20 protein-coding genes and 1 pseudogene are annotated in these 17,814 nt (G+C 59.4%); 15 read left to right on the forward strand and 6 right to left on the reverse strand.

Annotated elements, in window-relative coordinates:
- Positions 1-147: 147 nt before the first annotated feature.
- Complete coding sequence (gene rhtA / locus D8U69_RS20340) at positions 148-1,035, forward strand: threonine/homoserine exporter RhtA (protein ID WP_056856313.1); 888 nt, start codon at positions 148-150, stop codon at positions 1,033-1,035.
- Positions 1,036-1,202: 167 nt separating this feature from the next.
- Positions 1,203-1,484, forward strand: a complete 282-nt coding sequence (locus D8U69_RS20345; RefSeq protein ID WP_056856314.1) for a hypothetical protein — start codon at positions 1,203-1,205, stop codon at positions 1,482-1,484.
- Between the two features lie 11 nt (positions 1,485-1,495).
- On the opposite strand, the gene D8U69_RS20350 is transcribed toward D8U69_RS20345, so the two are convergent.
- Positions 1,496-2,056, reverse strand: coding sequence for a TetR/AcrR family transcriptional regulator (locus D8U69_RS20350; protein WP_056856315.1), 561 nt, complete (start codon positions 2,054-2,056; stop codon positions 1,496-1,498).
- 92 nt (positions 2,057-2,148) lie between these two features.
- On the opposite strand from D8U69_RS20350, the gene D8U69_RS20355 reads away from it, so the two are divergent.
- Positions 2,149-2,877, forward strand: a complete 729-nt coding sequence (locus D8U69_RS20355) for an SDR family oxidoreductase (protein WP_056856316.1) — start codon at positions 2,149-2,151, stop codon at positions 2,875-2,877.
- A 39-nt stretch (positions 2,878-2,916) separates the two neighbouring features.
- On the forward strand, positions 2,917-3,507 hold the full coding sequence (locus tag D8U69_RS20360; RefSeq protein WP_130907999.1) for a 2-hydroxychromene-2-carboxylate isomerase: 591 nt from the start codon (positions 2,917-2,919) through the stop codon (positions 3,505-3,507).
- Here the strand turns inward: D8U69_RS20360 and D8U69_RS20365 are convergent.
- The gene (locus tag D8U69_RS20365) at positions 3,504-4,502 is read right to left on the reverse strand and encodes a zinc-dependent alcohol dehydrogenase family protein (RefSeq protein ID WP_130908000.1); all 999 of its coding nucleotides are present in this window, start codon (positions 4,500-4,502) and stop codon (positions 3,504-3,506) included. The genes D8U69_RS20360 and D8U69_RS20365 overlap by 4 nt on opposite strands.
- Positions 4,503-4,606: 104 nt before the next feature.
- On the opposite strand from D8U69_RS20365, the gene D8U69_RS20370 reads away from it, so the two are divergent.
- Complete coding sequence (locus D8U69_RS20370; protein ID WP_177336603.1) at positions 4,607-5,527, forward strand: LysR family transcriptional regulator; 921 nt, start codon at positions 4,607-4,609, stop codon at positions 5,525-5,527.
- On the opposite strand, the gene D8U69_RS20375 is transcribed toward D8U69_RS20370, so the two are convergent.
- The 4 genes from D8U69_RS20375 to D8U69_RS20390 form a co-directional block, all read right to left on the reverse strand.
- Positions 5,520-7,328, reverse strand: coding sequence for an aminopeptidase P family protein (locus D8U69_RS20375; protein WP_130908001.1), 1,809 nt, complete (start codon positions 7,326-7,328; stop codon positions 5,520-5,522). The two genes, D8U69_RS20370 and D8U69_RS20375, sit on opposite strands and share 8 nt — an antisense overlap.
- Positions 7,329-7,391: 63 nt before the next feature.
- Positions 7,392-8,549: an aminotransferase class V-fold PLP-dependent enzyme gene (locus tag D8U69_RS20380; protein ID WP_130908002.1), complete on the reverse strand. Its 1,158-nt coding sequence runs from the start codon at positions 8,547-8,549 to the stop codon at positions 7,392-7,394.
- A 206-nt stretch (positions 8,550-8,755) separates the two neighbouring features.
- The gene (locus D8U69_RS20385; RefSeq protein WP_056856322.1) at positions 8,756-9,370 is read right to left on the reverse strand and encodes a LysE family translocator; all 615 of its coding nucleotides are present in this window, start codon (positions 9,368-9,370) and stop codon (positions 8,756-8,758) included.
- A 102-nt stretch (positions 9,371-9,472) separates the two neighbouring features.
- Positions 9,473-9,742: a hypothetical protein gene (locus D8U69_RS20390; RefSeq protein WP_056856323.1), complete on the reverse strand. Its 270-nt coding sequence runs from the start codon at positions 9,740-9,742 to the stop codon at positions 9,473-9,475.
- Positions 9,743-9,935: 193 nt separating this feature from the next.
- Between D8U69_RS20390 and D8U69_RS29820 the strand changes: the two are divergent.
- From D8U69_RS29820 to D8U69_RS20435, 10 genes and pseudogenes are all read left to right on the forward strand, one after another.
- Positions 9,936-10,046, forward strand: a pseudogene (locus tag D8U69_RS29820) (hypothetical protein); the annotation flags it as partial.
- Between the two features lie 202 nt (positions 10,047-10,248).
- On the forward strand, positions 10,249-10,707 hold the full coding sequence (locus D8U69_RS20395) for a VOC family protein (protein WP_056856324.1): 459 nt from the start codon (positions 10,249-10,251) through the stop codon (positions 10,705-10,707).
- A gap of 372 nt (positions 10,708-11,079) precedes the next feature.
- Positions 11,080-12,279: a PepSY domain-containing protein gene (locus D8U69_RS20400; RefSeq protein WP_130908003.1), complete on the forward strand. Its 1,200-nt coding sequence runs from the start codon at positions 11,080-11,082 to the stop codon at positions 12,277-12,279.
- Entirely contained in the window at positions 12,276-12,818 is a 543-nt protein-coding gene (locus tag D8U69_RS20405) for a thiamine pyrophosphate-binding protein (protein WP_130908004.1), read from the forward strand. Before D8U69_RS20400 ends, D8U69_RS20405 begins: the two co-directional genes overlap by 4 nt.
- Positions 12,815-13,150 carry a hypothetical protein gene (locus D8U69_RS20410; RefSeq protein ID WP_130908005.1) on the forward strand — a complete coding sequence of 112 codons (336 nt, stop codon included), beginning with the start codon at positions 12,815-12,817 and terminating at the stop codon, positions 13,148-13,150. The genes D8U69_RS20405 and D8U69_RS20410 overlap by 4 nt, the downstream gene beginning before the upstream one ends.
- A gap of 2 nt (positions 13,151-13,152) precedes the next feature.
- Positions 13,153-13,725, forward strand: a complete 573-nt coding sequence (locus D8U69_RS20415; RefSeq protein WP_130908006.1) for a DUF6162 family protein — start codon at positions 13,153-13,155, stop codon at positions 13,723-13,725.
- 35 nt (positions 13,726-13,760) lie between these two features.
- Positions 13,761-14,687, forward strand: coding sequence for a metal ABC transporter substrate-binding protein (locus D8U69_RS20420; protein WP_130904063.1), 927 nt, complete (start codon positions 13,761-13,763; stop codon positions 14,685-14,687).
- Positions 14,684-15,544 carry a metal ABC transporter ATP-binding protein gene (locus tag D8U69_RS20425; protein ID WP_130904064.1) on the forward strand — a complete coding sequence of 287 codons (861 nt, stop codon included), beginning with the start codon at positions 14,684-14,686 and terminating at the stop codon, positions 15,542-15,544. The genes D8U69_RS20420 and D8U69_RS20425 overlap by 4 nt, the downstream gene beginning before the upstream one ends.
- Positions 15,544-16,443 carry a metal ABC transporter permease gene (locus D8U69_RS20430; protein WP_056856331.1) on the forward strand — a complete coding sequence of 300 codons (900 nt, stop codon included), beginning with the start codon at positions 15,544-15,546 and terminating at the stop codon, positions 16,441-16,443. Before D8U69_RS20425 ends, D8U69_RS20430 begins: the two co-directional genes overlap by 1 nt.
- Positions 16,444-17,346 (forward strand): zinc ABC transporter substrate-binding protein, encoded by a 903-nt coding sequence (locus D8U69_RS20435; RefSeq protein WP_130908007.1) that lies wholly within the window; start codon positions 16,444-16,446, stop codon positions 17,344-17,346.
- The last annotated feature ends 468 nt before the right edge of the window (positions 17,347-17,814 follow it).

A 17,814-nucleotide genomic window follows, 5' to 3' on the forward strand; every position in this document is an offset into this window, starting at 1 on the left:
ATCTGCCGTCAAGCGTTGATTTGGTTTTTCTATCAGGATGAGCAAATTCACTGCTTATATATAGACGCGCCATCAAGGAATGCGCAGTATATTGCCCAACACAACAATTACGCTCCAGCTTCACCCTACTTTGGACGATGCCTTTCAATGAATGACCAGCCTCGCAGTCTTGCCTCGACCCTGTTCTCGGTCGGCCTGCTTTTAATAGCCATGGCATCGATCCAATCCGGAGCTTCCCTGGCGAAAAGCATGTTCCCAGTTATTGGCGCCCAGGGGACCACCACTTTGCGCTTGATATTTGCCAGCGTGATCATGCTGCTGCTCCTGCGCCCATGGCGTGCGAAGCTCAGCGCCAAATCCCTGCGCACTGTCATCGTCTATGGCATGGCACTGGGCGGCATGAACTTCCTCTTCTATATGTCACTGCGCACAGTACCCCTGGGTATCGCCGTGGCCCTTGAGTTCACCGGCCCATTGGCCGTGGCCATTTATGCTTCACGCCGTGCCATCGATTTCCTGTGGATTGCTCTTGCAGCGGTTGGCTTGCTATTGCTGATACCGACCGGCGCGACAACTGCGGGCATCGACCTGGTAGGTGCCGGTTACGCACTGGGCGCTGGTGTTTGCTGGGCACTGTACATTCTGTTCGGGCAAAAAGCCGGAGCCGACAATGGCGTACAGACTGCTGCGTTAGGGGTGATGATTGCCGCCCTGTTCGTAGCACCGATAGGCATAGTTCACGCCGGCGCCGCGCTGCTGACCCCGTCACTGATTCCGATTGCCATCGGTGTCGCCATTCTGTCCACTGCCCTCCCCTATACCCTGGAGATGGTCGCTCTCACACGTATGCCCGCCAGAACATTTGGCACATTAATGAGCATCGAACCGGCATTTGGCGCGCTGTCAGGTCTGTTGTTCCTCAATGAGTACCTGTCTTTGTCACAGTGGATGGCTATCTTGTGCATTATCCTGGCATCCGTTGGTGCAACCATGACCATGGGCAGCTCCGCCAAGCCTGCCATTGCTGCCGATTGATGCAAGATTTGACGAGCCTCTGGTATTTGCCGCTCATTTAGGCCATGTTTAGCCCCGCAACCCAATGTCAGCCATGGACTTTTGAAGAAAGGGATATCAACACGCTTCATGCGAAAGCGAATACTGCCAGACCGGGCGCGAGATCCGGGACAGCAACAAGGACAGCAATGAAACGAATTTTGATTTTGATCGCCGTACTCGCGATTGCGGGCTGCTCAGCGACATCGAAGACCCAGGTCAAACATGGCAGGAAAGGGCTGCACATCAACTGTTCAGGGCTGTCGTCCTCTTGGGATCAGTGCTACGCCAGTGCCACCAACTCGTGCGCACCGAAAGGGTACAAGGTCATCGCCAAGTCAGGCGATGCGGTTGAAGAGCCCGGTGACTATCCGTTTGGCCTCAATCCTGCCGGTTATACCAGTCGCAGCATGATCGTCATCTGCAAATAGATTGCGAGTTGTCAGGTTCTCGGACTCGCCATTTGCCGTCCGATTTCATCGTAACTGGACTTCAGCACGGTATGCTGAAGCTCCGTAGTGGCGAGCATCCTCGCCACCACCAACGCCCCGATACATTGCGACAGAATGGCCCAAGCCAGGCTGTCGCTCTCCAGCACCTGCGCCCAGCTCTCCTGCAACCGACAAATCCAGTGCTCAGCCTCCTGGCGAATCGTCACGTCGGAACGGGCTATCTCCGCACCCAATGCCGGCAGTGCACAGCCCGTTTCCGGATGTTCGACGTGGGACATGCTCAGGTACTGCTTCAAGCAACGCTCGAGCTTGTCACGATCCTGCTCCGCTCCCAATCGCTCCAGACTTTGCCTCAGTTCACGTTCGACAACTGAAGCAAACAACTCGTCCTTTGAGGAGAAGTGGCTGTAGAAAGCCCCGCCACTCAAGCCGATCGCCTTCATCAAGCCATCTACGCCCACCGTCGAAAAACCGGATCTCTTGGCCGATACCGCACTGCTCTGCAGTAGTTTTTCCCTGGTTTGCAGCTTGTGATTAGCTGAGTAACGCATGGCCTTTCCCTCAGAGTTGATCGTCTTGACGCCTGTCGAATCGTAGCATAACGTTCGTTTAGTTAACGATCGTTTACCAAAGGGCTCTAGCCATGAATAACAAGAAGGTCGTACTGGTTGTTGGTGCTGGCGATGCCACCGGGGGCGCTATTGCCAAGCGTTTTGCCAAGGAAGGATTCACAGCCTGTGTCACCCGTCGCAGCGCAGACAAACTCCAGCCGCTGGTTGATTCGATTCTGGAGGACGGAGGACTGGCTCACGGCTTTGCCTGCGATGCACGCAAGGAAGAAGAAGTGGTGGCTTTGATCGAGCAGATTGAAAACGACATTGGCCCCATCGAAGCGTTTGTCTTCAATATCGGCGCAAACGTGCCTTGCAGCATTCTGGAAGAAACCGCCCGCAAGTATTTCAAGATCTGGGAAATGGCCTGTTTTTCGGGATTTCTCAATGCCCGCGAGGTAGCCATTCGCATGGCCAAGCGACAACGGGGAACGATCCTGTTCACCGGCGCCACCGCCGGCATGCGCGGCGCCGCCGGTTTTGCCGCGTTTGCCGGAGCGAAGCACGGCATTCGTGCCTTGGCGCAAAGCATGGCCCGTGAACTGGGGCCGATGAACATTCACGTCGCCCATGTCATCGTTGATGGTGCGATCGATACCGATTTCATCCGCGACAGCTTTCCCGAAAAGTACGCAACCAAAGACCAGGACGGCATTCTCAACCCCGAGCATATTGCCGAGAACTATTGGTACCTGCACAGCCAGCCTCGCGACGCCTGGACCTTCGAGCTGGACCTGCGCCCATGGAGCGAACGCTGGTAAGCCTTCCCCCCCTACAACAACAATCAGAGCGCAACGACCATGAGCAAAACCGTGGAGTTTTACTTCGACCTGGGCAGCCCCGCCACCTACCTGGCGTACACCCAGTTGCCCAAGATCTGTGAACAAACCGACAGCCAACTCATCTACGTTCCGATTCTGCTTGGTGGCGTATTCAAAGCCACCGGCAATGCCTCCCCGGCGACTATTCCGGCCAAGGGGAAATACATGTTTCAGGACCTTGACCGCTATGCCAGACGATATGGCGTGCCGTTGAAGTTCAACCCGCATTTCCCGATCAACACCCTCATGCTGATGCGTGCCGTCACTGGCATGCAGTTGCGCCATCCGCAGCGTTTTTTGGCATTCGTCGATTGTCTGTTCAAAGCGCTCTGGGTTGATGGTCGCAGCCTCGATGAACCGGCAACGGTCGCCGCAGTGCTGAATCAAAACGGCTTCGATCCCGACGAAGTGCTGGCTCTGACCGCCGAGGAAGAGATCAAAGCCGCATTGAAGGTCAATACCGAAAAAGCAGTGCAGCGCGGAGTATTTGGTGCGCCGAGCATGTTTGTCGATGATCAGCTGTTCTTCGGCCAGGATCGATTGGACTTCGTTCTTGAAGCCCTGAACTAGATCTCGATAACCAACCGTCCCTGCGCTGCTCCAGATTGCAGCAGCTCATGGGCGGTCTCGGCGTTTTGCAGGTTGAATCGGCGCGGATCGAGTATGGGCTTGAGCTTGCCTGCCTCGATCAAACCTGCCGCTTGCCGAAGAATCTCGCCGTGATGCTCACGCCCCTCGCCCGTCAGCAATGGCAGCAAAGTGAACACACCTGAATAGGTCGCCCCACGAAACGAGAGCGGCGCGAGGCTGTGCTGCCCCCACCCAAGGCAACTGAGGACATGTCCGTGATACACCCGCGCAGCCTTGAAAGAGAGGTCCAGGGTTTCACCGCCCACCGTGTCGTAAACGATATCGAAGCCCTGCCCGGCTGTGTATTGCGCCACGTACTCTTCGACTGAAGACTGGCGGTAATCGATGAACGTTGCGCCCAGGCCCTCGATAGTTTCCCGATGTCGCGCAGAGCCCGTGGCAAAAACTTCGGCCCCCAATGCACGGGCGATCTGAACCGCGACATGACCGACACCCCCTGCCCCACCGTGAATCAACACTTTTTGCCCTGCTCGCACCTGCGCCCGGTCGACCAATCCTTCCCACGCTGTAATCAACACCAGCGGCAACCCGGCCGCTTCGCGCATGTTCAGATTGCCCGGTTTACGCGCCAATAGCCGTGCATCGACCACCGCGTACTCGGCCAGCGAACCCTGAACGCCGCCAATCCCCGTTGCCATGGCATAGACCTCATCACCCGGCACCCAGCCGTTTACGCCCTCCCCCAACGCTGCAACGGTACCCGCCAGATCCATGCCCAACACGGCCGGCAACGGTTGCCGCGCATGAGCGGCCTGGCCCGCACGAATCTTGCCATCCAATGGATTCACCCCGCTGGCCGCGACCCGTACCAGGACCTGCCCCACACCTGGAGCTGGCTTGGGAATGGACACCAAGCGTAGCGGCGCATTAGCCGATTCAACAATCAGTGCACGCATTTGCATTGAGTCAGTCATTTCGCATACTCCCGTCAGAGGTGGTTGTAGGAACAATCTTCAACCTTCCAACTCATGCCGATAAGACGCCAGATCGCTATAGTTCGTATGCCGTTGAAGCATTAATGAGGCGTCTCGTGGATAAATTAAACGCAATGGCGATCTTCGTCCGAGTGGTCGAACGCGGGAGCTTTTCCGCCGTCGCTCGAGAGATGCAGACCAGTCAGCCAACCATCAGTAAAGTGCTACGCGCGCTGGAAAGCGAACTGGGCGGAAAACTGATCGCTCGCAGTACCCGCAAGTTATCGCTGACTGACGAAGGTCAGCGTTACTACGATCAATGTCGGCAAATACTGGCTGCCGTGGACGCTGCCGAACACAGTTTCCAATCTGGGCGGGAGACCATCGCCGGCCCTTTGAGAATCGGTTCTTCCGTCAGTTTCGGGCGCCTGCAAATCGCGCCGCGCCTGCCCGCGTTTCTCGCGCGTTATCCCGGGATTCAGATTGACCTGCAACTGAGCGATCAAAACCAGGATCTGGTCAGCGAAGGCCTGGATGTCACGTTCAGGATCGGTGCGTTGAACGACAGCGGCCTGATTGCACGGCAGATCGGCACCACTCACCGGCTAACCGTCGCGACGCCGCAGTACCTGGCACAACACGGCGAACCGCAAACGCCGGAGGATCTGCGCGAGCACAACTGCCTGCAGTTCAATCTGCTGACCAGTCAAAACCTGTGGGTTTACGACCATGGTACTGGTCGTCATGAAGTGCGGATCAAAGGCAATGCGCAGAGCAACAATTCCGAAGCCATTCGCGAAATGGTGCTGGGGGGATTGGGGATTGCATTGTCGCCAGTGTGGCTGTTCAGCGAGGATTTGAAAGCAGGGAAAGTGACCGCGATTTTGCAGGACTACAGTGCGCAGTCACTGCCGATACATGCCGTGTCCCCGGCGAATCGTCGCCAATCCGCCAGGGTCAAAGCCTTTGTCGACTACATGAGCCAGGCGCTGGAGGCAGCGCCCGAGCTGCAAGCAATCAAATAGCCGCGGTGCGTGTGTTCAGCCACTCAAGGGCGGCGCCGTCGAGCAACGGGCTCAAACGCTCCCGCACTTGCGCGTGGTAAGCGTTGAACCATTGTTTTTCCTCTTCGTTGAGCAACGAGGTTTCGAGGCAACGGGTGTCGATCGGGCACAGGGTCAGGGTTTCGAACTTCAGGAACTCGCCGAATTCGCTGCTGCCTGCTTCGCGGTTCATCGCCAGGTTTTCGATGCGCACGCCCCAACGACCAGGACGATATGTACCCGGCTCGATGGAGGTGATCATGCCCGGTAGCATCGCGGTTTGCGGCGCCGGCGCGGCCTGGTAGGCAATGACTTGCGGGCCTTCGTGAACATTGAGGAAGTAACCGACACCATGGCCGGTGCCGTGCCCGTAATCGACATTTTCGGCCCAGATCGGCGCCCGGGCGATGGCGTCCAGCAGTGGCGACAGAATGCCTTTCGGGAACTGCGCGCGGGACAAGGCAATCACGCCCTTGAGCACACGGGTGCAATCGCGCTTCTGCTCGTCAGTCGGCGTTCCCACCGCCACCATCCGGGTGATGTCGGTGGTGCCGCCGAGGTATTGACCGCCGGAATCGATCAGCAGCAGACCGTCACCTTCGATCACTGCGTGCTCTTCTTCGGTGGCGTGGTAATGCGGCATGGCGCCGTTGGCGTTGAATGCGGCAATGGTATTGAAGCTCAGCGACACGTAATCCGGACGACGTTCACGGGCAGCGGTGAGTTTTTCGTCAATGGTCAGTTCAGTAATGCGTTCGCGGCCCAGTGCCGAGTCCAGCCAGGTGAAGAATTCGCACAGTGCCGCGCCGTCCTGTTCCATGGCCCGCCGAATGTGTTCAGCATCGGCCAGGCTTTTCTGCGACTTGGCCAGGGTCGTCGGGTTCAAGCCCTCGACCAGTTTGACGCCATCGTTCAGGTTATCCAGCAAACCTGCGGTTACGCGAGCCGGATCGACCAGCAGGCTTGCGCCGTTCGGCACCGCGCGCAAGGCGTCGGCCACTTCGCTGTAGTCACGCAGGGTCACGCCGTCCTGTTCAAGGACCGCGCGCAGCTCGGCGTCGACCTTGCTCAGCGCCACAAACAGGGTCGCCTGCTGCTGGCTGATCAAGGCAAAAGATACGAAAACCGGGTTGAACGAGACATCGCCGCCGCGCAGGTTGAACAGCCAGGCGATGTCATCGAGGGTGGCGATGAAATGCCAGTCAGCGCCACGTGCCTGCAGGGTTTCACGCAGCCTGGCGAGTTTTTCGCCACGGCTGACTGTCGCCTGCGGAGGCAAGTGTTGATAGATCGGCGCATTCGGCAGCGTCGGGCGATCGCTCCAGACTTCACTCAACAGATCGATGTCGGTGCGCAGGCGTGCACCGCGCTCTTCGAGTTTGCCACCCAAGGTACGCGCCGAGGCCACGGCCATTACCGCACCATCGACCGCCACCACGCCGCCTTCCGGGGTTTGCTCGGCGAGCCAGTCCAGGGGGCTTGGCTGACCCGGTTGCAGCTTGACCAGTTCGATGCCGCTGCCCTTGAGTTCCTTCGTTGCCTGTTCCCAATAACGACTGTCGGCCCAGACTCCGGCGAAGTCCGCAGTGACGATCAGCGTGCCGACCGAGCCATGGAAACCCGACAACCATTGCCGCCCTTGCCAGTAACCCGGCAGATATTCGGACAGGTGCGGATCTGCCGACGGCACCAGCAAGGCGTAAATGCCCTCCCGGCTCATCAGCTCGCGGGTATGCGCCAGGCGCTGAGGCACTGATCCTGTAATCGAAAACTGCGTATTCATCATGACTCCTGCTAACCACTCATCATTATTGTTCAGTGCCGATCAATGCCGGCGCTTTTCGCCTTACTGCCAGAATGCCGGGGCACTGGCGCAGGCCGTTTTAATCAGTTGTACGGCTTGATCGATATCCTGCTCGGTGGTGAAACGTCCAAGGCTCAAGCGAATGGTGCGACTCGCCGAACGGGCGTCATGCCCTAGCGCCAGCAGCACGTGGGACGGCGCATTGCTCGCGGAATTACAGGCCGAGGTCGCGGAAAAAGCGATCGACGCGAGCAATGCCGTTGAGTTGAACTCGCCTTCACCGAAGGTCAGGCTCAAGGTGTGCGGAATGCGTTGGGTCGGGCTGCCATTGAGTCGCACGCCGGGCATGCTCAGCAGCTGATCGAGCAAGCGCTCGCGCAGACCCGCGATCACGGCTTTTTCTTCGTCGAAAGCAGCCGCAGCCAAGGCAAAGGCCGCCCCCATGGCGGCAATCTGGTGGGTTGCCAGGGTGCCGGAGCGCAGGCCACCTTCGTGCCCGCCGCCATGGATCTGGGCCAGCAAACGCGAGCGCGCTCGCGGGCCGACGTACAACGCACCGATGCCTTTGGGGCCGTAGAGCTTGTGCGCCGAAAACGACATCAAGTCTACCGGCCACTCGGCCAGATCGATCCTGACCTTGCCCGCGCCCTGCGCCGCGTCGACATGCAACAGCGCACCGCGCTCGCGCACTACCTGGCCGATGGCCGGGATGTCGTTGACAGTGCCCAGCTCGTTGTTGACCAACATCAACGACACCAGAAAGGTGTCTTCACGCATGGCCTCGCTGACCGCTTGCGCGGTGATCAGACCATCGGCGTCCGGCACCAGGTAGGTCACTTCGACGCCGCACTCCTGCAGCTGACGGGCAGTGTCGAGGATTGCCTTGTGTTCGATCTGACTGGTGATGATGTGACCGCCGGCGACACAGCGCGCCTGGGCTACGCCCTTGAGGGCCAGGTTATTGGATTCGGTGGCACCGGAGGTCCAGACGATTTGCTCAGCCTCGGCGCCTACCAGCTCGGCGACCTGGCGTCGCGCTTGCTCGACCGATTGCCGGGCCTGTTGACCGAAAGCGTGGGAGCTGGACGCGGGGTTGCCAAAGTTGCCGTTGAAGCCCAGACACTCGACCATGACCTTGATGACTCGCTCATCCACCGGCGTGGTGGCGGCGTAGTCGAAATACAGCGGACGTTTATTCATAAAAGACTCGCAGAGCGTGTTCCGGGATCAGGAGGCTCGTGACTGCAAACGGCGAAACGCAGCCTTGTGAGCTGCGTGCGGTTTTCAGAACGTTACCAATACCTGATCGGATGCCGTTAAAGAAGTACAACTTCATTTAAAAGTGCGTAGGAACGCTCCTGAAAAGTGAGCTTAACAGGCATCGGGCAATCGGTTGAAGCAATGCGTCAGTTGAAGCTTTCGAGCAGGATCGGATACAGCGACGCCACCAGCAATGCAGCCATGCTCCAGTTGAACAGGCGCAGCCAGCGGCGATCCTTCAAAACGTTGCGCAGCAGCGTGCCGCATGCCGCCCAGACACCGACGCTGGGCAAGTTGATCAGGGCGAAAACCGCCGCAATCACAATCACATTGGTGAAATAACCCTGCATTGGCGTGTAGGTGCTGATTGCACCGATCGCCATGATCCAGGCCTTGGGGTTGACCCATTGGAAAGCGGCGGCACCGAGGTAGCTGATCGGTTTCGCCTCGCCCTTCGCACTGTCCGAGACCGGCCCCGAGTGCGCGATTTTCCACGCCAGGTACAACAAATACGCCGCGCCGACGTAGCGCAATACGGTGTAGAGCAAGGGATAAGTCTGGAACACCGCGCCCAACCCGAAACCCACCGCCACTACCAACACGAAGAAGCCGCATGTGATGCCGAGCATGTGGGGGATCGTGCGGTTAAATCCGAAATTCACGCCGGATGCCAACAACATGGTGTTGTTCGGGCCGGGCGTAATCGAGGTCACAAGAGCAAACAGGGCAAAGCCCAGCAGCAGATCAAGCGAGAGCGTCATGGGGGTGCAGTCCATCAGGGTCGGTCAGGTATAGACCCTATCGCACACCCTCGGTGAAACCCATGGACAGTTGGGAGAAAGTTGAACCCGTACAGTTTTTGCTCAGCTCTGACGACCGTGCAGCTGTACAGCTCGTTCGGCGTTCATCTCGCCCTTTCTGTCGAACCCAAAAGTCTTTTGCGGCTGCCCGAGCAGTTCCGCTTTTTTCGCGTGGTATTCATCGAAAGACAAGCCGCGACGATTCAACGCTTCCAGAGCCAATTGCCGGGTTTCTTCGGCGGTGTAGGGCCGCAGTTCCGGGGAGACATGGCTGGCACATCCGGCAAGTACGGAGATCGCAAGCAGCAAGAAAGTGGCGATGAAAGTTTTCATGTTCGGCGTCCTGGCATCTGGGTTCGGGGCAATGAACACAGGCTACTCGCGCCATTGGATGAGCAGAAATCAACCGTCTCGATAGTCGCTATCGAGTTTTCCTGATGCTTGACTGATTCGAGCTATATAGTCGTAACAATTCTATACGTGCTTTTTTATGACTTTTTAGGAATAACAGACCGCGTTTATAACACTGTTGCCCGGACCCTTCGCCAGTCTCGCCGGGCGCGGCCTCACCATCCTGGCAGGGCCGTTCGCCAAAATGATCGCCAATAATGTATTGCTCACCCAACCTACGGCTTGATCCTCGCCGTTCTTGCAGGACAAATACCAGGCCAAGTGCTGACAGTGGCATTGATGCGCTACGCCTGTCGGCAGCCTGATGTAATGGGTGAACTTGAAACCTGCTGAAGATCAAATCTAAGGATCGCAGTCTTCGGCAGCTCCTACACTTGATGGTCCTGCTAGAAAGCAGCGAATTCACAACAAGAACAGGGAGAACCATCATGAGCGTTAAACCTATTCCCGAGGGCTATCACAGCATCACGCCGTACCTGGGCATTGCCAAAGCCGCTGAAGCCATCGACTTCTACAAGAAAGCCTTCGGTGCCATCGAAGTCATGCGCCTGTCGATGCCGGACGGCGGTATCGGTCATGCCGAACTGCGTATCGGTGACTGCCCGATCATGCTCGGCACACCGTGCGATCAAGGGCCGTTGAGCAATCCGGACAACTCACCGTCGGTGGGCCTGCATGTGTATGTAACCGATGTGGACAAGTCCTACAAACAGGCGATCGACGCGGGTGGCACCGTGGTGTCCGAGGTCAAGGATCAGTTTTACGGCGACCGTACCGGTACCTTGAAGGATCCCTATGGGCATCTCTGGTTTTTGGCTACCCGTAAAGAGGACCTGACTCAAGAGCAGATTGAGCAGCGGGCCAAGGAGATGTTTCAGCAGGGCTGAAAGCTTCGGTGCCTGAACAGGCCTCATCGCGGGCAAGCCCGCTCCCACAGGGATTGATGGCGTGCACATCATGCGTGAGCGCCGGGATACCTGTAGGAGCCGGCTTGCTGGCGAGGGTCGTTGACGATTACGCGTGATGTCTGGTTGAACGCGGGGTATTCATCGCCAGCAAGCCGGCTCCTACGGGGAACGAAGAAGAAAGACAACGCGAAACATTTTCTTTCATATCACCCTTCGGGATTTTGGGTGCTCATCCGTCCTATATAGATGCAGTCCTGTCGCCCAGGCAAAAGCCACGGCCGGGCCTTTCATGGACCTCATCGCTGCGAAGCCCGTAGCAGAGGCCTTTCATCGATATAAGACACCCTCATCATGTCGAAGAAATCCCGTTCAAAACTCTGGTTCCTAATCCATAGCTGGCTGGCGTTGCCGATCTGGTTTTTTGTCCTGATCGTCTGCGTGACCGGCACACTGGCCGTGGTCAGCCAGGAAATCGTCTGGCTGGCCAACCCGCAAATGCGCGCCAGCCAACCGTCGGACGATGCGCCGCGGCTCAATTACGACCAGATCGTCAGCGCGATCAAAAAAGCCGAGCCCGATATCATCATCGATAGCATCAGTCGTCCCGACGAGTCGCACTTTGCCCTCGACGTCAGCGTCAATTATCCCGACGGGCGTTCACTGACGGTCTACGTCAACCCCTACACCGGCGCCATTCAAGGCCCTGCTCCGCAGTTCAACTTCAAGGCGTTTACCCGTGCGCTGCATGGCTGGTGGCTGGTGCCGTTCACCAATGGCTATAGCTGGGGCTGGTATCTGGTGTCGTTCCTCAGCCTGCCGTTGCTGGCTTCGTTGATCACCGGGCTGGTGGTGTACAAGCGCTTTTGGAAAGGTTTCTTGCGCCCGACCCTGCGCATTCGCCACGGCGCGCGGATTTTCTGGGGTGATTTTCACCGGCTCAGCGGCATCTGGTCGATCTGGTTCATTGCGGTGATTTCCGTCACCAGTACCTGGTTCCTGATCGAAGCGTTCATGTTCGACAACCAGATTTCCATCTCCACCGCTCCGGTGGCGGCTGTGGTGCCGCGTGAGAACGTGCCGCTCACCGCGGATGGTTCGGCGGCACCGATGATCAGCCTGGAGGCCGCGATTCGTGAAGCCAAGGCGCGCATTCCCGGCCTGGACGAAAGTTTTGTCAGCATGCCGGCCAACGCCTACAGCTACCTGTCGGTGGGTGGTCGCAGTTGGTATCCGCTGATGTTCCAGACCGCCGATATCAACCCGTACAGCGGCGAGGTGGCTGCCACGCGCCTGCTGTCGGACCGCTCGGGCCTGGAATTCGTGACCGAGTCCATGCGTCCACTGCACACCGGTGATTTCGGTGGATTGTGGATCAAGCTGATCTGGTTCTTCTTTGGCCTGCTGCTGAGCATGATGGTGCTCAGCGGTCTGTTGATCTGGACCAAACGCACCGCCCTGGCTACCGCCAATGCCCTCAAGCGCAGCCACAAACGCCCGCGTAACGAAAGTATCCCGGTGACCAGCCGTGAAAGCACGGAGGTCAGCCAATGAGCCTGTTCGCCGCGGAAAAACCGGGCTCGGCACTGAGCCGCTTTTGGCACAAATGGCGTTTCCACATCAACGTTCTGCTATTGCTGGTGCCGCTGGGCTTCATGCCCAAGTACTTCGCCGACGCCGCACTGTTTCGCGGTGACACCGGGCTTGGCGAGCGAGAAATCGGTGAAGTTCAGGTCGGCCCGTGGAGCGTACGTCTGGCTGAGTTGCGCAATGAAGCACCACGGCCCGATGGCCCGGCCGGCCACATGAAAAGCTTCAATGCCGCGCTGTGCGACAGCTGCCGCGAGCAGGTCAAGGCCACTTACCTGCGCATCGGCAAACCCCGCAGCCTGCGCGCCGCCGGGGTGATTTTCTTCGGCACGCCGTACCGCATGGGCGCCATGTTGCCGATTCCGGAAAAAACCAAAGCCGACGCCGAACTGTGGATCACCATGGAAGGCTGGGACGGCTCCATGCATCAGGCATCCATTCCTCTGAGTCAGGCATCGCCCGCCACCATCGCCTGGTTGAGCATTCAAGGAGGCAAACCATGAGCAACGTTATCCGTCCTCTCAGCGCTGCGCTTGTATTGTTTTGCGGCGGTTTCAGCGCCAGCGCCCTGGCCCACAACCCGATGTGCGAATGCAAGGCCATCGACGCCGAGCAGATCAAGTGCACCGGCGGTTTCTCCGACGGCAGCGGCGCACCCGGCGTGACCCTCGACGTGATCGGCTATGACGAGACCATTCTGGTTCCAGGCAAGCTCGGGGCCGATTCGACCTTGACCTTCAAGAAGCCCGGCGCCGAGTTTTATGTGCTGTTCGACGCAGGCCCCGGCCACGTGGTCGAAATCGACCAAGCGGACATCGAGGCGCCCGGGACATGAGCATGAGTCCGCCAACCACGCAAGTCGTCCGCCCGGCCGGTGCCGGTCATGAAACGCTCTACGTATTGCTGCTGTGCCTGATCATTCTGGCAGTAGCCGGGTCGGTGGTCGCCTGGCGCGGTGAGTCGCAGGAAGCGAGCAGCGTCAACAGCCATCAGCTGGATGCCCGACGCGACCTCAGCGCTTCAGAACAAGGCATCTACGCCGATCTGCGGGTGACGCTGGACGAAATTCACTTGCTGCGCCAGGAACAACACACCCTGCCGGCACCTGAAACCCTTGCCGCTGAGGGCTTCGCGCCGTTTGCCCAGGACGCCAGTTCGGTCAGTCGCGGCGGCCATGCCTGGCAATTGCTCGATGCCAGGGCTTACTTCGGCCAGAGCCAGGTCGCCAGCGTGGCCGGCTCGTTTCTGATGCGCCTGACCGCCGAGGATGACGCGCCGGACATCTGGCTCAACCGTGCCACCGACCTCAAGCCCCCTGCCGACCTCAGCGATGCCGCGCTCGAAAGCGCCGGCTGGCAGCAGATCGTCGCGCAATTCGATGCCGGCGTGACCCGCCAGCACCGGCACTGAACCCTCGCTTTCACCCGAGAGAAGACCGCTTTCCCATGCCTATTTCATCACTACGCTCGATTCTGCGCCTGACACTGGTCGGCCTGCTGGCCTGCCTGCTGACACCCCTGGCCAGCGCCGAGGAGGCCAAGCGCCTGCGCATCGGCATCACCCTGCATCCGTATTACAGCTACGTGGCCAACATCGTCGGCGACAAGGCCGAAGTGGTGCCGCTGATTCCTGCCGGTTTCAATCCCCATGCCTACGAACCTCGCGCCGAAGACATCAAGCGCATCAGCGGCCTCGATGTAATCGTGCTCAATGGCGTGGGCCACGACGACTTTGCCGACCGCATGATCGCCGCCAGCGAAACGCCGAAGGTGCCGGTGATCGAAGCCAACGAAAACGTACCGCTGCTGGCCGCCACCGGCGTCGCTGCGCGCGGTGCCGGCAAGGTGGTGAACCCGCACACCTTCCTGTCGATCAGCGCGTCGATTGCCCAGGTCAACAACATTGCCCGGGAGCTGGGCAAACTCGACCCGGTTAACGCCAAGGCCTACACCGAAAACGCCCGCGCCTACGGCAAACGCCTGCGCAAAATGCGCGCCGATGCCCTGGCCAGACTGACCCAGGCTCCCAACGCCGAACTGCGGGTGGCCACGGTGCACGCGGCCTACGACTATCTGCTGCGCGAATTCGGCCTGGAGGTCACCGCCGTGGTCGAACCCGCCCACGGTATCGAACCAAGCCCGAGTCAGTTGAAGAAAACCATCGACCAACTGCGCGAATTGGACGTGAAGGTGATCTTCTCGGAGATGGATTTCCCGTCGTCCTATGTCGACACCATTCAGCGTGAATCCGGGGTCAAGCTGTATCCGCTGTCCCATATTTCCTACGGCGAATACACCGCCGACAAGTACGAAAAGGAAATGACCGGCAACCTCAACACCGTAGTGCGGGCGATTCAGGAGTCAGGCCAATGACATCGAAGGAAACCATCCTGGCCGACACGCAAAGCCCTGTAGGAACGAGCCTGCTCGCGAAGGCGTCCGGTCAGCCAGCATCACTGTCAACTGAAACACCGCAATCGCGACGGTGCGACGATTCGACAGGCTCGCTCCTACAGGGGGTAGGGCCAACGCTGGATTTCGCAGAGGTCAGCCTGACGTTGGGTCGCACGACGATCCTCGACAAGGTCAGCTTTCAGGTTCGGCCCGGCAGCGTGCATGCACTGGTCGGCCCCAACGGAGGCGGCAAGAGTTCGTTGATCAAGACCTTGCTCGGGCAGATGCCGCATCAGGGTCGCCTGAGTCTGCAATGGCCGGGCGAACCGGGGACCATCGGTTATGTGCCGCAAGCCCTGGAGTTCGACCGCGGCCTGCCGCTGACCGTCGACGATTTCATGGCTGCCATGTGCCAGCGCCGCCCGGCCTTCCTCGGTGTGAGCAAGCACTACGCGGCGGCGATTGGCGAGGCGCTGGAGCGGGTCGGCATGCAGGACAAGCGCAAGCGGCGCATGGGTGCGCTGTCAGGTGGCGAACGTCAGCGGGTGTTGTTGGCGCAAGGGCTGATTCCGGCGCCACAATTGCTGGTGCTCGACGAACCGATGTCAGCCCTCGATGAAGCCGGTATCCAGGTGTTCGAGCGTTTGCTCGGCGACTGGCGTGCGGCGGGGATCACCGTGTTGTGGATCGAGCACGATCTGGAGGCCGTGGGCCGTCTGGCCGATCACGTTACCGGTCTCAATCGCCGGATACTGTTCGACGCCACACCAAAACAGGCGCTGACGCCGGACCGTTTGCTGAGCCTGTTTTCGACCCACCCGCGGAGCGTTGCCTGATGAGTTACGAAGCTTTTCGCCTGATGGTCCAGGGCTGGGCATCGTCGGGTTATCTGCCTGAGGCGCTGGCCTATGGATTTGTGGTCAACGCGCTGCTCGCCGGCCTGCTGATCGGCCCGGTACTGGGCGGCCTGGGCACGCTGGTGGTGGTCAAGCGCTTCGCGTTCTTCTCCGAAGCGGTGGGCCACGCCGCACTAACCGGCGTGGCCATCGGCATCTTGCTTGGCGAACCCTACACCGGCCCTTATGGCAGCCTGTTCGGCTACTGTCTGCTGTTCGGCATCCTGCTCAACTACCTGCGCAACCGCACCGGCCTGGCACCGGACACCTTGATCGGCGTGTTCCTGTCGGTGTCCCTGGCGCTGGGGGCGAGCCTGCTGCTGATTCTAGCGGGCAAGATCAACGTGCACATTCTGGAAAACGTGCTGTTCGGCTCGGTGCTGACAGTCAACGGCAATGACTTGCTGGTGCTGGCCATCGTCGGCTCGCTGGTGATGGCCCTGGCTTTGCCGCTGTACAACCGCATCATGCTCGCCAGTTTCAATCCGCAACTGGCGGCGGTTCGCGGTGTAGCGGTGAAGTCGCTGGATTATCTGTTCGTGATTCTGGTGACGCTGATCACCGTCGCCGCGGTGAAAGTCATCGGCGCGATTCTGGTCGGTGCCCTGCTGGTAATTCCGGCCGCAGCGGCACGGTTGCTCAGCCAATCGTTGAAAGGCTTTTTCTGGTGTTCGGTGCTGATCGCCACGATCAGCACACTGTGCGGGATTCTCGCGCCGATCGTCTTCGACCTGCCGATCCCCTCTGGTGCCGCGATCATTCTGGTGGCCGGTATCGCCTTCGCCCTGGCCGCCATCGCGCGCGGCGTCGTCCCCAGCCTGAAAGGGAACCTTGGATAAATGACTTTTTCTCTACGCCAATTGACCCTGGCGATCACCCTGTGCGGGCTGACTACCACCTCTTTCGCCGCTGACAACAACAAACCGCTGCGCGTGATCGCGTCCTTGCCGATCACTTATGGCTTGGGCGAAGCGCTGCTCAAAGGTACCGACGTCAGTCTGCAACGCGCAGCGCCGGACAATCTGCCCGGCAGCCGTCAGACCGCCTACTTCACTGGCCGGGGCGCTCCGGCGCTGGCAAAACTGGCGGCCGACGCCGACGCGGTGATCGGCCTGCGTTCGTTGTGGCCGGATGATCCGCTGTATCCGATCTCACGGCGCAGCAACATCCGTATCGTCGAAGTCGACGCCGCCCGCCCGGTGGACGGCGCCCTGCCAGGCATCGCCGTGCAACCTGGCAACAAGGTCGATGGCTTGAACAGTCAGCCGTGGCTGGCCAGCAACAACATGGGACGCATGGCGGACGTGATGGCGGCGGACCTGGTGCGCCTGGCGCCCGAGGCCAAGCCGGCAATCGAAGCCAATCTGGCGACACTCAAACAGCGCCTGCTCAAGCTCAGCGCTGAAAGCGAGGCGCGCCTGGCTGCCGCTGACAACCTCAGTGTGATGAGCCTGAGCGATCACTTCGGCTACCTGATCGGTGGTCTCAATCTTGAGCTTGTCGGCCTTGATGCGAGGCCCGATGCCGAGTGGACGCCTGAGGCGTTGAAGGCGTTGGGGGCGACGCTCAAGGACAATGACGTGGCGCTGGTGTTACATCATCGCCAGCCTTCGGATGCGCTCAAAGCAGTGATTGCTGAAGCCGGGAGTCGGTTGGTGGTGTTGAGTGTCGACGCGGCTGATCCGGTGGCGGAGTTGGAGGGCGATGTGGATTTGGTGATCAAGGGGTTGAGTGGGGCCTGACGGCAGGTCTGTGGGAGCGAGCTTGCACGCGATGGCTTCGTGTCAATTTGCGCATTTTTGATTCGTGTTCATTTCCGTTGCTGCGGTAACGGCGGCGAGCCTGCGCGCGATGGCTTCGTGTCAATTTACGCATTTTTGATTCGTGTACATATCCGTTGCTGCGGTAACGGCGGCTTATGGTTCCGCTCTTACAGCGGGTCACTTTGGAAAAGCCCCAAAGTAACCAAAGGGCTCTGCCCCACCATTCGGTGCCTCGCCAAGGCTCGGCATGCCCTCACTCCGGCATTGCTCCGGGGGCCCGCCGCCATCGGCCATCCATGGCCGGGGGCGGCTACCTCGGCATCCATGCCGAGGTGCCCCCTACGCAATACCTGCGTTCGGCCTCTGGAAACGGGGCAGGAGATCAAAAGCCAAAGCAAAGCAAAGCAAAGCAAAGCAAAGCAAAGCAAAGCAAAGCAAAGCAAAGCA

The sequence above is a fragment of the Pseudomonas sp. Sample_16 genome, assembly GCF_004307665.1.
GTDB lineage: Bacteria > Pseudomonadota > Gammaproteobacteria > Pseudomonadales > Pseudomonadaceae > Aquipseudomonas.

Coding starts and splice junctions, on each gene's coding strand:
- D8U69_RS20420 (WP_130904063.1), top strand. CDS start 13,761: ATGCCTATTTCATCACTACGCTCGATTCTGCGCCTGACACTGGTCGGC.
- D8U69_RS20430 (WP_056856331.1), top strand. CDS start 15,544: ATGAGTTACGAAGCTTTTCGCCTGATGGTCCAGGGCTGGGCATCGTCG.
- D8U69_RS20390 (WP_056856323.1), bottom strand. CDS start 9,742: ATGAAAACTTTCATCGCCACTTTCTTGCTGCTTGCGATCTCCGTACTT.
- rhtA (WP_056856313.1), top strand. CDS start 148: ATGAATGACCAGCCTCGCAGTCTTGCCTCGACCCTGTTCTCGGTCGGC.
- D8U69_RS20400 (WP_130908003.1), top strand. CDS start 11,080: ATGTCGAAGAAATCCCGTTCAAAACTCTGGTTCCTAATCCATAGCTGG.
- D8U69_RS20345 (WP_056856314.1), top strand. CDS start 1,203: ATGAAACGAATTTTGATTTTGATCGCCGTACTCGCGATTGCGGGCTGC.
- D8U69_RS20405 (WP_130908004.1), top strand. CDS start 12,276: ATGAGCCTGTTCGCCGCGGAAAAACCGGGCTCGGCACTGAGCCGCTTT.
- D8U69_RS20380 (WP_130908002.1), bottom strand. CDS start 8,549: ATGAATAAACGTCCGCTGTATTTCGACTACGCCGCCACCACGCCGGTG.
- D8U69_RS20360 (WP_130907999.1), top strand. CDS start 2,917: ATGAGCAAAACCGTGGAGTTTTACTTCGACCTGGGCAGCCCCGCCACC.
- D8U69_RS20375 (WP_130908001.1), bottom strand. CDS start 7,328: ATGAATACGCAGTTTTCGATTACAGGATCAGTGCCTCAGCGCCTGGCG.
- D8U69_RS20410 (WP_130908005.1), top strand. CDS start 12,815: ATGAGCAACGTTATCCGTCCTCTCAGCGCTGCGCTTGTATTGTTTTGC.
- D8U69_RS20395 (WP_056856324.1), top strand. CDS start 10,249: ATGAGCGTTAAACCTATTCCCGAGGGCTATCACAGCATCACGCCGTAC.
- D8U69_RS20415 (WP_130908006.1), top strand. CDS start 13,153: ATGAGTCCGCCAACCACGCAAGTCGTCCGCCCGGCCGGTGCCGGTCAT.
- D8U69_RS20370 (WP_177336603.1), top strand. CDS start 4,607: ATGAGGCGTCTCGTGGATAAATTAAACGCAATGGCGATCTTCGTCCGA.
- D8U69_RS20425 (WP_130904064.1), top strand. CDS start 14,684: ATGACATCGAAGGAAACCATCCTGGCCGACACGCAAAGCCCTGTAGGA.
- D8U69_RS20365 (WP_130908000.1), bottom strand. CDS start 4,502: ATGACTGACTCAATGCAAATGCGTGCACTGATTGTTGAATCGGCTAAT.
- D8U69_RS20350 (WP_056856315.1), bottom strand. CDS start 2,056: ATGCGTTACTCAGCTAATCACAAGCTGCAAACCAGGGAAAAACTACTG.
- D8U69_RS20355 (WP_056856316.1), top strand. CDS start 2,149: ATGAATAACAAGAAGGTCGTACTGGTTGTTGGTGCTGGCGATGCCACC.
- D8U69_RS20435 (WP_130908007.1), top strand. CDS start 16,444: ATGACTTTTTCTCTACGCCAATTGACCCTGGCGATCACCCTGTGCGGG.
- D8U69_RS20385 (WP_056856322.1), bottom strand. CDS start 9,370: ATGACGCTCTCGCTTGATCTGCTGCTGGGCTTTGCCCTGTTTGCTCTT.